Source organism: Bryocella sp. (genome assembly GCF_058498515.1).
In genome coordinates, this window is sequence record NZ_JBMHYI010000003.1 from 21,464 (window position 1) to 35,238 (window position 13,775).

14 protein-coding genes are annotated in these 13,775 nt (G+C 62.3%); 6 read left to right on the forward strand and 8 right to left on the reverse strand.

Annotation, left to right across the window (positions count from 1 at the left end):
• The first annotated feature begins 73 nt into the window (after positions 1–73).
• Both AC5E6W_RS00725 and AC5E6W_RS00730 read left to right on the forward strand, forming a co-directional pair.
• Entirely contained in the window at positions 74–2,572 is a 2,499-nt protein-coding gene (locus AC5E6W_RS00725; RefSeq protein WP_491750336.1) for a RelA/SpoT family protein, read from the forward strand.
• Positions 2,573–2,712: 140 nt separating this feature from the next.
• Positions 2,713–3,480, forward strand: a complete 768-nt coding sequence (locus AC5E6W_RS00730) for a TIGR00266 family protein (RefSeq protein WP_491750337.1) — start codon at positions 2,713–2,715, stop codon at positions 3,478–3,480.
• A 64-nt stretch (positions 3,481–3,544) separates the two neighbouring features.
• On the opposite strand, the gene AC5E6W_RS00735 is transcribed toward AC5E6W_RS00730, so the two are convergent.
• A complete protein-coding gene (locus AC5E6W_RS00735; RefSeq protein WP_491750338.1) occupies positions 3,545–4,078 on the reverse strand; it encodes a class I SAM-dependent methyltransferase in 534 nt (177 codons plus the stop codon).
• Positions 4,079–4,533: 455 nt separating this feature from the next.
• Between AC5E6W_RS00735 and AC5E6W_RS00740 the strand changes: the two genes are divergently transcribed.
• Positions 4,534–5,481 (forward strand): dienelactone hydrolase family protein, encoded by a 948-nt coding sequence (locus AC5E6W_RS00740; RefSeq protein WP_491750339.1) that lies wholly within the window; start codon positions 4,534–4,536, stop codon positions 5,479–5,481.
• Between the two features lie 90 nt (positions 5,482–5,571).
• Here AC5E6W_RS00740 and AC5E6W_RS00745 read toward each other — a convergent pair whose 3' ends face one another.
• Positions 5,572–6,735 (reverse strand): sensor histidine kinase, encoded by a 1,164-nt coding sequence (locus AC5E6W_RS00745; protein WP_491750340.1) that lies wholly within the window; start codon positions 6,733–6,735, stop codon positions 5,572–5,574.
• A gap of 245 nt (positions 6,736–6,980) precedes the next feature.
• Here AC5E6W_RS00745 and AC5E6W_RS00750 point away from each other — a divergent pair, with 245 nt between their 5' ends.
• The 3 genes from AC5E6W_RS00750 (at position 6,981) to AC5E6W_RS00760 (ending at position 10,043) form a co-directional block, all read left to right on the forward strand.
• Complete coding sequence (locus AC5E6W_RS00750) at positions 6,981–8,336, forward strand: MGH1-like glycoside hydrolase domain-containing protein (RefSeq protein ID WP_491750341.1); 1,356 nt, start codon at positions 6,981–6,983, stop codon at positions 8,334–8,336.
• A gap of 153 nt (positions 8,337–8,489) precedes the next feature.
• A complete protein-coding gene (locus AC5E6W_RS00755) occupies positions 8,490–8,741 on the forward strand; it encodes a GlsB/YeaQ/YmgE family stress response membrane protein (RefSeq protein ID WP_491750342.1) in 252 nt (83 codons plus the stop codon).
• A 150-nt stretch (positions 8,742–8,891) separates the two neighbouring features.
• Entirely contained in the window at positions 8,892–10,043 is a 1,152-nt protein-coding gene (locus AC5E6W_RS00760) for an MFS transporter (RefSeq protein ID WP_491750343.1), read from the forward strand.
• 161 nt (positions 10,044–10,204) lie between these two features.
• Here the strand turns inward: AC5E6W_RS00760 and AC5E6W_RS00765 are convergent, their stop codons facing one another.
• The 6 genes from AC5E6W_RS00765 to rpsI all read right to left on the reverse strand — a co-directional run.
• Positions 10,205–10,471, reverse strand: coding sequence for a type II toxin-antitoxin system RelE family toxin (locus AC5E6W_RS00765; protein ID WP_491750344.1), 267 nt, complete (start codon positions 10,469–10,471; stop codon positions 10,205–10,207).
• The gene (locus AC5E6W_RS00770; protein WP_491750345.1) at positions 10,464–10,655 is read right to left on the reverse strand and encodes a hypothetical protein; all 192 of its coding nucleotides are present in this window, start codon (positions 10,653–10,655) and stop codon (positions 10,464–10,466) included. Before AC5E6W_RS00770 ends, AC5E6W_RS00765 begins: the two co-directional genes overlap by 8 nt.
• Positions 10,656–10,813: 158 nt before the next feature.
• The gene (locus AC5E6W_RS00775; RefSeq protein WP_491750346.1) at positions 10,814–11,692 is read right to left on the reverse strand and encodes a hypothetical protein; all 879 of its coding nucleotides are present in this window, start codon (positions 11,690–11,692) and stop codon (positions 10,814–10,816) included.
• A 69-nt stretch (positions 11,693–11,761) separates the two neighbouring features.
• Entirely contained in the window at positions 11,762–12,427 is a 666-nt protein-coding gene (tsf, locus tag AC5E6W_RS00780; RefSeq protein ID WP_491750347.1) for a translation elongation factor Ts, read from the reverse strand.
• Between the two features lie 89 nt (positions 12,428–12,516).
• Positions 12,517–13,458: a 30S ribosomal protein S2 gene (gene rpsB, locus AC5E6W_RS00785; RefSeq protein WP_491750348.1), complete on the reverse strand. Its 942-nt coding sequence runs from the start codon at positions 13,456–13,458 to the stop codon at positions 12,517–12,519.
• A 183-nt stretch (positions 13,459–13,641) separates the two neighbouring features.
• Positions 13,642–13,775 (reverse strand): 30S ribosomal protein S9 (rpsI, locus tag AC5E6W_RS00790; RefSeq protein ID WP_491750349.1); only part of this gene is annotated, 134 nt, incomplete at its 5' end.

The following is a 13,775-nucleotide window of genomic DNA, read 5'->3' on the forward strand; positions in this document are numbered from 1 at the left end:
CAGGAATCTCCACTGCCATCCCTGTATCTCGCATCTCGAATCTCGTATCTTCAAAGCCCTCGTATAATGACCTATGGCTCTTGCTCGGCCCGAGGTTCCTGCCTCTGGCGCTGACCCATCTCTCGAGCCCCTCCTCAGCGAGACCGGTATGGAGCTCGAAGCTGCGCTCCCGGACCCGCCGCACCCTGCTGCGCCTGGAAATCCTGCCGCGCTTCGGAATGGAGCCGCTTCCCTGGCATCGCATCCCGCCATGGGCCTCGACGAGCCCTCCGGAGAGTTCGCTTCCGCCTCACCCGTTCCTGCTGCAGCCAACACGCCCTCGACTCCAAACCCTCGCACCGGCGATCCTCTCATTGATCGCCACTTCGACGAGCTGCTCGAGGTCGTCCGCTCCAACCGGCCCAATGACGATCTCGACCTGATCCGCAGCGCGTGGGGCTTCTGCATCGAGAAGCATGCGCAGCAGAAGCGCGCCTCCGGTGAGCCGTACATCATCCACCCGCTCGAGGTCGCGCATGTGCTCGCCGAGTGGAAGATGGACGCGACGGCCATCGCCGCAGGCCTGCTGCACGATGCCGTCGAGGACACCGACGTCACCGAGGCCGACATCGCCAAGAAGTTCGGCAAGCAGGTCGCGCTCATCGTTGACGGCGTCACCAAGCTGGACAAGATCAAGTTCGCCAACCGCGAAGACCACCAGGCCGAGAACATCCGCAAGATGCTCCTCGCCATGGTCACCGATGTGCGCGTGGTGCTCATCAAGCTGGCCGACCGTCTGCACAACATGCGCACCCTCAGCTTCCTGAAGCCCGAGAAGCAGGCCCGCATCGCCCGCGAGACGCTGGAGATTTACGCTCCGCTTGCCCACCGGCTCGGTATGGGTAAACTACGCGGCGAGCTCGAAGATCTGGCCTTCCGCTTCGTCGACCCGATCACCTACAGCCAGCTGAGCAAAGAGGTCGACTCGATCCGCGGCGAGGGCGAGGCCTTCCTGGATCGCACCGTCGAGAAGCTCGAGGCCAAGCTCGAAGAGGCCGGCATCCAGAGCCGTGTGCAGTCGCGCATCAAGCGCCTCTACTCCATCCAGCAGAAGCTGAACGCGCATCACGTGCCAGTCGGGCAGGTCTTCGACCTCTTCGCCATCCGCGTCATCACGCAAAGCGAGCAGGACTGCTACGCCGTGCTGGGCCTGCTGCACGCCACGTGGCGGCCTGTGCCCGGCCGCTTCAAAGACTTCATCGCGATGCCGAGGCCGAACCTCTACCAGTCGCTGCACACCACGCTCATCGCCGAAGGCGGCCATCAGTTCGAGGTGCAGATCCGCACCGAGGACATGCACCGCGTCGCCGAAGAAGGCATCGCCGCGCACTGGAAGTACAAGGCCTCCGACGTCGTCAGCGCCAAGGACGAGGCTCGCCTCGCCTGGGTCCGCCAGATCATGGAATGGCAGCGCGAGATGACCGACCCCAACGAGTTCATGTCCACGCTGAAGATGGACATGTACCCCGAGGAGGTCTACACCTTCACGCCCAAGGGCAAGGTCATCGTGCTGCCCAAGGACGCCAGCCCCATCGACTTCGCCTACGCCATCCACACCGATGTGGGCCATGCGACAACCGGCGCGACGGTCAATGGCCGCATCGTGCCGCTGCGCTCCAAGCTGCGCAACGGCGACATCGTCGCCATTACCACGCAGACCGGGCATGCTCCTTCGCGGGACTGGTTGAGCATCGCCAAGAGCTCGCGGGCACGGAACAAGATCAAGCACTGGCTCAACGAGCATGAGCGCGAACGCGCGTTGGAGTTGGGCCGCAAACTGCTGGAGCGCGAGGCCCGCAAGTACAAGATCTCGCTCGACCGCTTCAAGGAAGCCGACTTCGACCGCGTCGCCGCAGAGTATGGCCTAGGCGCTGAACCCGATCTGCTTGCGGGCCTGGGTTTCGGCAAGTTCTCCGCGCGCCAGGTGCTGAACAAGCTGGAGCCCGGCAGCACCATGCCGCCCAGCGAGACTCCGGGCACGGACTCTGCGCAGCCAGCAACGGACCCCCTCTCGCACCTGTCGCAATCAGCCAAGCGCGTCTACTTCGGCAAGGGCTCGGAGTCGCTGCAGGTCGAAGGCCAGGACGATCTGCTGGTCTATCGCGCGCGATGTTGCAACCCGATCAAGGGAGAAGCCATTATCGGCTACGTGACGCGCGGTAAAGGCGTCGCCGTCCACGCCCGCACCTGTCCCAACGTGCAGAACCTGCTCTACGAGGCCGACCGCCGGATCGATGTCGACTGGTCCGAAGCTCCGCAGGCCGGCCTGCCTGGAGCTCCCAAGGCGACCACCTACCCGGTCAAGCTGATCGTCACCGTCGAGGATCGCAGCGGGCTGCTCAAGGAGTTCGCCGCCATCATCTCCGACGACGGCACCAACATCCGCAGCGTCCTCACGCGCCCTGCGGGTGATGGCCTGGTTTACGTGGACTTCGTCATCGAGACCACCGACCTGCGCCACCTGAACCGCCTGACGCAGAACCTTCGCAAGGTCCCGGGCGTGCGCGACGTGCACCGCGTGCAGAAGATCTAGTGCAGGAAGCGCTCCGCCGTCATGGGTCACGATGACCGATGGCGATAGACAATGGAACCTCCTCGACTCACCTGACGTAGCATGTTCGTGACGTCCTGCGGTCGCTTTAGGCCGCAACGACAAGGAGACCTTAGCCCCCCATGCAAAGCCGCATCGTTGGATCCACCATGCCCGTGCTCGAGCTTCTGCTGCAGCCCGGCGAGAGCGTCATCTCCGAGGCTGGGGAACTGAGCTGGATGACCCAGAGCATCGCCATGAACACGCACACCCAACTCGGCGGTGGCGGCGGGTTCTTCGGCGCGATCAAGCGCATGGCCGGCGGCGGCACGCTCTTCATGACCGAGTACAGCGCGCAGGGCTTCCAGGGCGAGGTCGCGTTCGCGGCCAAGATCCCCGGGCACATCCTGCCCGTCGAAGTCTCTCCTGGCCACGAGTTCATGATCCACCGCCACGGCTTCCTCTGCGCCACGCCGCAGATCCAGCTCGGCGTCGGCTTTCAGCAGTCCCTCGGCGCTGGCATCTTCGGCGGCGATGGCTTCCTGCTGCAGAAGGTCACCGGCTACGGCACGGCTTGGCTAGAGCTGGGCGGCGAAATCGTCGTCCGCGACCTGCAGCCCGGCGAGACGCTACGCGTGCATCCCGGCCACGTGGGCGCGTTCCAGTCCGGCGTGAGCTTCAACATCACGCGCATTCAGGGAATCAGGAACATGTTCTTTGGCGGAGACGGTATCTTCCTTGCGGCGCTCACCGGCCCCGGCCGTATATGGCTGCAAACGCTCCCGCTGGCCAACCTGGCGCACGCGCTCGAGCCCTACCTGCCGCACACAGGCGGCGAGGGCGCACGCAACGTCGGCACTGCGGCGGTAGTCGGCGGCATCGTCGGCTCGCTCCTGGATCGCAACAGCTAGCCGATCGTCTACGGGGTGATACGCGCGGCGTGCTGCGGACTGTGCGGCCGTCGCTCTATCCCGCCTAGCCAATGTTGGCATTGTGAGGCTTTGTGACGCGCCAGACGATCCGGCGGTCCTTGCCTTCGGGTCCCTTGACGATCGACACTTCGAGGCCCGGAGATCTAAAGAGCTCGATCGCGTCCACACCATAGTCCCAGAAAGCAAGAATGCCCCGTGGATCAAGCGGGTCGCTGTGGTAGTCCGGCTTCATCAGGTGATGGACTTCGCCATTGACAATCTCGGCCCGCCTTCGAGTCCCCTCACGCGGAGGAACGGTAAATACGTGCGAGCCGCCGGGACGCAGAACCCGGAAGGTCTCGCACATTGCGGCTTGAACATCGGGCACATGTTCAAGCACGTCGCTCGAGACGATCAGATCCAGGCTGGAATCCGCGAAGGTCAACCGCGTAATGTCTTCGCAACGAGCTCCATCCGGACGGAAACTTCCCCGGTGATCCACGGGTGAATAGTAGCTCCGGATATATTCCTTCGCCCGGGGAAGAACTCGGCGCAGAGGAGACCGATGGTCTAACTCCAGCACGGTTGCATCCTTCAAATCGAGCTCTCGGATTGCCTCCGCTAAGAGCTCGTATCGTAGATTCGCCCTGCACCTAAGGCAAAGCTTCCTCTCCTCACCCTCGCTCAGACTAATCACAAAGGAAAGTTGATCGCAGCAGCGGCAGCGCCGCAACTGGGACTGTGGAAGATACTCAATGTTGCTAAAGAATCTGCGCGTGATGTTCTTCAGTCGGGCAAGTCCCAATTCGTTCCACCTCAGCGTTGTTCCCGAAAGCCGACGAACCACCCGGCGACGACTCCGATCCTAACTAACTATACAATCCTAGAGCCCCCGCCATTGGTAGCTGCGGCGTTGCCACGCATACCAGATTTTCGGGCGTTAGGAGGGCTGGTTTCGGCCGCGAAGCAAAATTCCGCCTGGTCACAATCCAAAAGCCGCGAGAAACTACCGGCACATTGCAGCTTGAGGCATTGGCGGTTAGACTCGCTGCCATGACCCGAGTCCAGCCACACCAGTCCCTTCGTTCCAACGTCCTGCGGGCCACTTCCCTTGCACTGCTGACAGCCGTCGGCGCCCTCGCCTGCAACGCCCAGGACTGGGCCAAGGCCGCGCTCGCCAAGAGTTCGCGTCACGGCGAGTTCGTCAACCTCAAAGAGCTCGGCGGCCGATCGCTACAGGCCTGGGTGGTCTATCCCGAAATCAAGGACAAGGCGCCCGTCGTGGTGATGATCCATGAGATCTTCGGCATGTCCGACTGGGCGCGTGAGATGGCCGACGAGCTCGCCGGCGCTGGTTACATCGTCGTCGAGCCCGATCTCCTCAGCGGGCTGGGCCCCGCGGCAGCAGCCGCGCCCATGGCCAACATGCCTGGCATGTCCCCCGACGATCACTCCCACATGAACATGCCCGCGCAGGGCGGCGGACAGCCCTTTGTGCCGATGATGCCTGGTGGGACAACCGCGTTTCCCGACCAGAGCTCAATCACCCGCGCCGTCTCCTCGCTGCCCGATCCACAGGTGCTCGCCGACCTGGACGCCGCCGCGGATTACGGTAAGAAGCTGCCGGCCGCCAATGGCAAGACCTACGTCACCGGCTTCTGCTGGGGCGGCGGCAAGACCTTCCTCTTCGCGACGCATCGCAAGGATCTCAGCGGCGCCTTCGTCTTCTACGGTCCACCACCGGCGACCGAGCTGATGAAGAACATCACCGCTCCGGTCTATGGCTTCTATGCAGGCAACGATGCGCGCATCAGCGCCACGGTGCCGGCCACCGAAGAAGCAATGAAGGCTGCGGGCAAGAAGTATGAGCCCGTGATCTACGACGGAGCCGGCCACGGCTTCATGCGCGCCGGTGAGGCTCCGGACGCCACCGCAGCCAACACCGCCGCGCGGCAGGCTGGCTTCCACCGGCTGGTGGAACTGCTGGGCGGCATGCACTAGACCTGACGACCGACAAAACTCAACGGCGCCTGGTGAGATTCCTCGCCAGGCGCCGTACTGTTTAGGCAATCAAGTCTGAAAGCAACGAAGTCACCGCACCACGCCTGACATCCCCACGGGAGATTCGCCGTATGCCCGCAGCTGGTCCTGCTCCGGCACCTGCTCGGGGAAGGTTCTCGGCCACCGCAACACGAAGCGCGTGCCTTTGCCCATGCTGGACTCCACGCGGATCGTCCCTCCATGCCGGGTGACGATGTGCTTCACCGTCCACAGACCCATCCCGTTGCCCTTCTCGCCCTTGGTGCTGATGCCGAAGGTAAAGAGGTTCGGGAGGATTGCCGGGTCGATTCCAGTGCCTTCATCCGCGATGACGATCTCCACGCCATCCGTATCGCCCGTGAGGGTCACCGTCACGGCACCCCCAGACACCGGGATGGCTTCGCAGGCATTGCGGATGAGATTGAGCAGCACCTGGCGAAGTTCGCCCGGAAGCGCCTCCACCGTCAGGTCGCCGTGACCCACAATGTCCAGCCTGACATTCTTGTTGGAGAACACCGCGATCAGCAGGGCGCGGACACTCTCGGCCGCGGCCATCAGGTCTGTCGCTTCGGGCGTAGTAGTGTGGCGGAAGAAAGCCAGCGACGAGCGGCTGATCTTCACCACGCGTTCGACCTCGCTGCCCGCCGTCAGCGCCAGCTCCACGATCTCCGGGCTGGCTCGCTCGCTATGGCTGATCAGGTAGACGAGGTTCTGGATCGCCTCCAGAGGGTTCGAGATCTCATGCGCCAGCACTGCGGACATGCGGCTCCAGTCGTCGAGCTTCCGCGCCGTCAGCAGGCCCTGTTCCAGGCGGATGCGCTCGCTCTCGCTGGAGGCCAGCCGCTCCGCATAGTCGTTGATGCTGAAGGTAATCTGGCCGCGCCGCCGCACCAGCATCACGGCCACATAGGCGGAAAGAGCAGCGGTGACGATGTTGGCCCAGGCGTCGATCCAGAACCACGGGATCCACGTGGTGACGACTTCCATCAGGTGCGTGGAGCCGCAGGCGACGATGAACAGCGCGAACCCAACCGCAAACCACGCCCAGTCGCGCGCGATGACGCGCTTGGTGCGGCGGACCATCGTCAGCAGCGCGAGGCAGATGCCGGAATAGCTGAGGAAGGTGATCGCATTGGTCACGACCATCGTCCAGATCAGCCGAGGATCGGCCTTCCAGCAGACGGCATGCGGCATCAGCGATACAGACGGAGCCATGCTGGGGGAATTCCTCACAGAATAAGAAGCAGAATTGCCCGTCCGGGTTGACCCTTTTTTTTGCGAAGCTAAAGTTTCAGTCGATCAGCCCATCAACCGCCCGGAGCGGAGAGCCCTCAACGCCTCCGATCATAACGCCAAGCGACACAGAATGGGACCTCAATGTGTGATTGGCGGGACCTGCCCCATACGTGGTTCCTCCTGCTGCCGTCCCGCTATGGTTGACCCTGGAGCCCATGCCAGCGATGCGCAGCCCCACGTATCATCGTGGCGTGAACCCCACGTCCTCTTTCCGCGACGCGACCATTCCCTCATCCCTTTCCCGCCGCCGCGCGCTGCAACTCGGCGTCATGGCAGCCTCTTCCGCCGCGCTCCCGGCCGCGGCCTTCACCGACGACAAGGCCGTTGCCACGCGCTCCGCGGCTATCGCCCTGCTTGCAGGGAACGTCCGCAAGCTGCCGCAGTATGACGTGCCCATGCTCGTCGAAGGAGCGGTCTATCCCGGCGTATGGATGGAGTGCGGGCCGCTCGAAGCGCTGGTCTACGCGAAGCTCGGCGCCATGATCCCGGCCGCCGACGGGCCCACACCGCTCCAGGTTGCGCGCGCCAACCACATGGCCTTCTTCAAGGTCCAGCATGAAGACGGACAGATTCCTTCGAGCATTAAGCTCTCCGGCGAGGTGGGCTTCGGGCAGATCCAGATGGTGGTGCCCATCGCCGCGACGGCGTGGGAGCTCGTCGAGCTCACCAAGGACGAAGAGCTGCTGGCTACTGCGTACGCAGCGTGCTCGAAGTGGGATGCGTTCCTGCTGCGCTATCGCAACACCCGCGGCACGGGCCTCACCGAGGGCTTCTGCACTTATGACTCGGGCATGGACAACAGCCCGCGCTGGAAGGGCATTCCCAACCGCTGCCCTGACAACGACGCGCGCAAGTCGCCGCCGATCGCCTCGATGCCGCGCCTCTGCCCGGACCTGTCGGCCACGACCTACGGCGCGCGCATCGCCCTGGCTGCGATGGCCCGTGCGCTGGGTAAGAAGGACGAGGCCGCGCGCTGGGAGGAGTCAGCAGACCACATCCGTACCCTGATCCTCGACAAACTCTGGAGCGAAGAGGATGCCTGCTTCTTCGACCTCGACGCGCAGGGCAAGTTCGTCAAGGTGCGCTCCATCGTCAACGCCCGCGTGCTCTCGGAGCATGTGCTGAAGCTCGACCAGGCCCGCGACAAGCGCATCTTCCACGAGCTCTGGACGCGGCAACTCGGCAACCCCCAGGCCTTCTGGACGAAGTTTCCGTTCCCGTCCTCCGCGCTCAACGAGCCAACGTTTGTGCGGCCGATCCCACGCAACAGCTGGGGTGGCGCCTCGCAGGCGCTCACCGCGCTGCGCACCTCGCGCTGGATGGCGCACTACGGCAAGGAGCAGGAGCACCGCACGCTGATGCACGCGTGGGTCGAAGCCATCGAGCGCTCCGGAGGCTTCCGGCAGCAGATGGATCCACTCACGGGCGAGTTCACAATGATCGATCCCAGCGGCTACTCGCCCGCCGCCCTCGTCTATCTCGATTTCGTCCGGCAGCTCGGAGCCCACGCCAAGGCGTGATGCGGCGTCCTGCGATTCTGAGATAGCATCGCTTTATCCTTTCGTGGAGCAGCCGACTCCGTAGGGTCGATCGCGATCTCCTGCAGCAGCGATTCACCCTGCGACAACGATCTCCTGCAGTAATGCTCTCCCGTAGCAAGGAAAGAGGACGGTATGCACGGCTTTGTCTGGTGGATTCTCGTCGGCATGATTGCCGGCTGGCTGACTGGCAAGATCATGAAGGGCCGCGGGTACGGCTTTCTTGGCGACCTCGCGCTCGGCATCCTCGGTGCACTGGCCGGCGGCACGATCATGACGCACCTCGGCTTCGCGGGCGAAGGAGGCCTCATCTACACGGTCCTCATCGCCACACTGGGCGCGATCATACTGGTCTTCCTCTTCCGGCTGCTCTTCGCTCCGAAGTAGAACCTCTGCGCATTAGCGCACCGGCGGCTTGCCTGCGGAAGCTCCATCACTCGGTGGAGCGGACGGGGCAGGCTTGTCCTGCTTCCGCACGTCCTCGCCGGTATGACTTTCACGACCGGCGGCTGTCCATCCGAGCTGATACTGGGAGGTATGCGCAAACCGATCCTGGCGTTGACCGCTGCGGCCTTTGGCATTGGCACCACCGAGTTCATCATCATGGGCTTGCTGCCGCAGCTTGCGACCGACTTCCACGTGAGCATCCCTCGGGCGGGATTGCTGGTGAGCTGCTATGCGCTGAGCGTGACGCTGGGCTCGCCAGTGGTGGCACTGGCGCTGAGCCACATGGACCGCAAGCGGGCGCTGCTGATCCTGCTGGGGCTGTTCGTCGTGGGCAACACGCTGTGTGCGCTGGCGCCGAGCTTCAACCTGCTGCTTGCTGCTCGCATTCTTACCGCGCTTTGCCATGGCTCGTTCTTCGGGATTGGCTCGGTGCTGGCGACACACCTTGTGCCGAAGAATGAGCGCGCACAAGCCATTGCGCTGATGTTTACGGGGCTTACTGTCGCGAATATTCTTGGCGTTCCTGCGGGGACGGCGCTGGGGTTGGCGTTTGGGTGGCGGGCTACGTTCTTTGCGCTCGCGCCGATCGGGCTGATTGCGGCGGTGCTTCTGGTGCGGTGGGTGCCGCACCAGAAGCCGGAGCCGTTGCACCTGGGGGCGGAGTTACGGAGTGTCCTTACGGCTCCGGTGCAGTTGGTGCTGGCGATGAGTACGGTCAGCAGCATCTCGATGTTCTGCGTGCTGACGTACATTGCTCCGATGCTGGAGGAGGTGACTCACCTCTCGCCGCATACCGTGACCTGGGTGCTGGTGCTGTTCGGGCTGGGGATCACGATTGGGAACACGCTGGGCGGACGGCTTTCGGACTGGAAGCAGATGCCGTCGATCCTGGGCGGGTTCGCGATGCTAGCGGTGTGCTTTGCGGCGATGCCGTTCTGCATGTCACGCGCGATTCCGGCGGTGATTGCGGTGTTCGTGTGGGGCTTGATCCACTTCGCCGCGGCGGGGCCGTTCCAGCCGCGCATCGTGGAGAAGGCGCACAGCGCGAACCTGGCGAGCACGCTGAACCAGAGTGCATTCAATTTCGGCAACGCGATCGGCGCGAGCCTGGGAGGCATCGCGCTGACCAAGGGACTGGGCTATGCGCAGCTTCCGTGGCTGAGCACGGGGCTGGCCTGCGTGGTGATCGTGCTGGCGGCAGCGGCGCAGCGGCTGGACAGGGTACCCCCCCCCGGTTTTTAGCTAAATGCTCAATCGAGAGACTTTAGCTCCGGACCTTGCTCTTTAGGGTCTCTGGGGAAGGTGGAGCACAGTGTTCTGCCTAACTCTCTAGCTCAATGATAGCGAGTTGGGCAGGTCACTCTGCCAAGTTTCTGCGGGAATCTATAGTGCGGCCAAGGTGGTCACTCATAGACATCGCGACGGTGCCGGATGCGCGTGACCGTTACGGTACTTCTGCGGTCGTCGATGACGTACACGATGCGATACTCGCCGACCCGGATGCGGAACTCCGCGTCGCCGCCCTTGAGCTTCTTGCAACCTGCCGGGCGCGGATTCTCTTCCAGGATCTCGAGCTTGGCGACGACGCGGGCGATGATTACGTCCGGCAAGCGTTCGAGTTCCTTCCGGGCGCTTTGCTTGAGCCCGACGGCGTAGCGCGAGCTACCCACGAAGCTTTCCGCTGGCGATGAGCGAGGCCTTCACCTTAGCAAGTGAAGTGCTCTTCTCCGACCGGCGGGAGCGCGAGACCAGCACGTCCTGGATGTCTTCCCACAGCGCCTTGTGGACCTTGAGGTCGATGACGGCTGCGGTCTTGTTGCCTTGTTCGTCGGTGAGAAACTGAATGCCACTCATACGAGTTCTCCGCTGATTTCAACGTATGCGGAGGATGGAGGGATGTCAAACGGCGGCGCAGAGGCTGCGAGTTGTTCCCAGACGTCCTGCGAACCCACGTCTCAGAGGCGAGACGTGGGGCACTCGACACATAGATAAATTTCACGCGCTCGCCCAAACTAGCTGGCGGGAGGGTAAGACTTGCCCAAGATTGAGATGACCTGGACTAGCTCCTTGGGACCAAATGAGGATACTCCGATTTCCTTCGCGACTAGCGCTGCCCATATTTCAATAGCTTCTGGCGGATAGGACTCCAGAAGGTCTCGAACCTTGTCTGCCTGTTCTTTCGCGATCGCAGTCATTTTCACGAGGATGCAATCCATCAGGCAAAGGCGTATCTCGCAAGAAAGTGCCGTCGCGAAGCGACACCATTCCAGCACAGCGCCTTCATCGAAAACACCTTCACGGCGCATCCATTTTCCTGGATGAATCGAATTCCTCAGCTCTTGCGCCTTTTCAAGCATCCCTGGCCCAGGAGCATCTTTGAAGGCTCTCATCTCTTCCTCTGGATCGAGCTCTTCAACTGACGGATTTGGGTCGAGGCTTCTGAGACGAACCGCCAGGTTGATGACGGTGTCGTTGTCTACTTTTTCACTTGGAATCCAATTGCACTCCTTGGAAACTCGCGCAAATTGCGCCAGTTTCCAATTTGAGACCACGTCTTCATAGACCACCTCGCCCAATTTTCTAGTTGAATAGTGGAATTGATCCGTCTTTCTGACTTCATCTTCATAGAGAAGGCACATGACCGCGAGGAGCGCTTCATTCATTGCGGCCCCCATCAGACAGCTTGAGAAATGTGCACCACTTGCCATGTCTCTAATAGTCTCGGTTTCACATAGACGTGCCAGGTCTAGCAACTTGAGGACTTGCGGACGGATCACCGTCCGCCAAAGAGCATTCACCCCGTCCTCTGTCAGCACCGGAATTGCGGATTTGAAGTTTTCGTTTATGAGATCTCCGGCCCGGAGGATTCTGCTCTGCTTTTCAAGGCTCATATCGATTCCTATACACGAAGCCCGGGCTTGTGGCCCGGGCTTTGGTGTTTCTGGTGATGCTAGAAGTAGTTACTCGGCGGCTTCGGTCGGAGCTACGATCTTGGCGGCGGCTACGGTGAAGGTGGGGTCGCCTACCTTGAAGCGGGCGAAGCGCTTTACGGAGATGTTCTCGCCGAGCTTGGCGATCTTCTGGGCGATGAGCTGCTGGATGGTGAGGGACTGTTCCTTGATGAAGGGCTGCTCGAGGAGGCAGACTTCTTCGTAGAACTTGCTCATCTTGCCTTCGAGCATCTTCTCGATGATGTTCGCGGGCTTTCCGGAAGCTGCGGCCTGGGCGCGGTAGACTTCCTTTTCCTTCTCGATGTCCTCGGGCGTGACCTCGTCCTTGCCGACGAAGCGGGGATCGACCGCGGCGATGTGCATCGCGATGTCCTTGAGCAGGGTCTGGAAGTCGTCGGTGCGGGCGACGAAGTCGGACTCGCAGTTGAGCTCGAGCAGGACGCCGATCTTGCCGCCGGCGTGGATGTAGGTTCCGACCGCACCCTCGTTGGTGGTGCGGCTGGCCTTCTTGGCAGCGGAGGCCATGCCGCGCTTACGCAGTACGACGAAGGCGTTTTCCATATCGCCCTTGGCCTCTTCGAGGGCCTTCTTGCAGTCGCCCATGGGGGCGCCGGACTTTTCGCGGAGCTCCTTGACGAGCTGGGCGGTGATCTTCACGGTTTCAGTGGTGGACATGGTTCCATTCTTTCTCGCCTACATGTGAGGCGCGTGAAAAGGGGCGCAGCACGATTCGCGCCGCGCCCCGAAAGAGATCAAACGGTAGCTTAGGCGGAGATGACCTGCTCGAGGTCGGCAGCGGTGGGCTCTTCGAGGGCCTCGATGGCGACGGGGGCCTTGCGGATTCCGCCGCCCAGGACGGCTTCGAGGTCGATGGTCTCGGCCTCTGCATCCTCGGTGGAAGCCTCAGCGACGCCCTTGGACTCCTGCACGTCGGGAGCAGCATCTTCCTCGTCGGCGAGGAGGTGCTCGGGGAGACCGACGGGGGTGACGTCGGCGAACTCCTCGGTGAAGGCCTTGTCCGAGATCATCTGCGTTCCCTCGAAGGCCGCGTCGGCGATCTTGGTGGTGAAGAGGCGGATGGCGCGGAGAGCATCATCGTTCCCGGGGATGACGTAGTCGACCACGGTGGGATCGCAGTTGGTATCGACGACGGCGACGACGGGGATACCGAGCTTGCGGGCTTCGGCGACGGCGATGGCTTCGTTGTTCGAGTCAACGACGAAGATCGCGTCGGGGAGGCGCTTCATGGCCTTGATACCAGAGAGGTTGGTCGAGAGGTGCTTGCGCTCGCGCTCGAGCTTGATGACTTCCTTCTTGGTGAGCAGCTCATAACGACCGTCGGTGGACATGTCGTCAAGCTCCTGGAGACGCTTGACCGACTTCTGAACCGTGACCCAGTTGGTGAGCAGACCGCCAAGCCAACGCGAGTTGATGTACGGCATTCCCGCGCGGGTGGCCTCTTCGGCGATGGCATCCTGCGCCTGGCGCTTGGTGCCGACGAAGAGGATGAGCTTACCGGTGGAGGTGAGGTCGGTCACGAACTTGGAGGCCTCTTTGAACATCTTGAGGGTCTTCTGGAGGTCGATGATATAAATGCCGTTGCGCTCGCCGAAGATGTACTCCTTCATCTTGGGGTTCCAACGCTTGGTCTGGTGGCCGAAGTGTACGCCGGCTTCGAGCAGTTCTTTCATCGTGATGCTTGCCATGGTGAGGCTCCTGTTTATAGACGCCGTAGGTATAGGGCGTCTGGATTTATCCCTCGTAAGGGAGATTGAAGTCCGTTTGCCTTCGCCGGTGGAGGGAGAAGGGTGAAGCTGATTTGGAGAGCCCACTCATCGCAAAAGCGCGATGAATGGGGCACCCCAAAGTCGTGCTGGTGGTGCTGGGTGCTAGCGCTTGGAGAACTGGAAGCGTGCGCGAGCGCCCTTCTGGCCGTACTTCTTGCGTTCCTTACCGCGCGAGTCGCGGGTGGTGAGGCCTTCGGCCTTGAGCGCCTTGCGGAGATCAGGGTTGAACTCCATGA

Bases quoted from the DNA above. Each gene is read 5' to 3' on its own strand.
- AC5E6W_RS00725 (WP_491750336.1), top strand. From the start codon at position 74: ATGGCTCTTGCTCGGCCCGAGGTTCCTGCCTCTGGCGCTGACCCATCT.
- AC5E6W_RS00750 (WP_491750341.1), top strand. From the start codon at position 6,981: ATGCGCAGCCCCACGTATCATCGTGGCGTGAACCCCACGTCCTCTTTC.
- AC5E6W_RS00740 (WP_491750339.1), top strand. From the start codon at position 4,534: ATGACCCGAGTCCAGCCACACCAGTCCCTTCGTTCCAACGTCCTGCGG.
- rpsB (WP_491750348.1), bottom strand. From the start codon at position 13,458: ATGGCAAGCATCACGATGAAAGAACTGCTCGAAGCCGGCGTACACTTC.
- AC5E6W_RS00745 (WP_491750340.1), bottom strand. From the start codon at position 6,735: ATGGCTCCGTCTGTATCGCTGATGCCGCATGCCGTCTGCTGGAAGGCC.
- AC5E6W_RS00755 (WP_491750342.1), top strand. From the start codon at position 8,490: ATGCACGGCTTTGTCTGGTGGATTCTCGTCGGCATGATTGCCGGCTGG.
- AC5E6W_RS00775 (WP_491750346.1), bottom strand. From the start codon at position 11,692: ATGAGCCTTGAAAAGCAGAGCAGAATCCTCCGGGCCGGAGATCTCATA.
- tsf (WP_491750347.1), bottom strand. From the start codon at position 12,427: ATGTCCACCACTGAAACCGTGAAGATCACCGCCCAGCTCGTCAAGGAG.
- AC5E6W_RS00770 (WP_491750345.1), bottom strand. From the start codon at position 10,655: ATGAGTGGCATTCAGTTTCTCACCGACGAACAAGGCAACAAGACCGCA.
- AC5E6W_RS00730 (WP_491750337.1), top strand. From the start codon at position 2,713: ATGCAAAGCCGCATCGTTGGATCCACCATGCCCGTGCTCGAGCTTCTG.
- AC5E6W_RS00760 (WP_491750343.1), top strand. From the start codon at position 8,892: ATGCGCAAACCGATCCTGGCGTTGACCGCTGCGGCCTTTGGCATTGGC.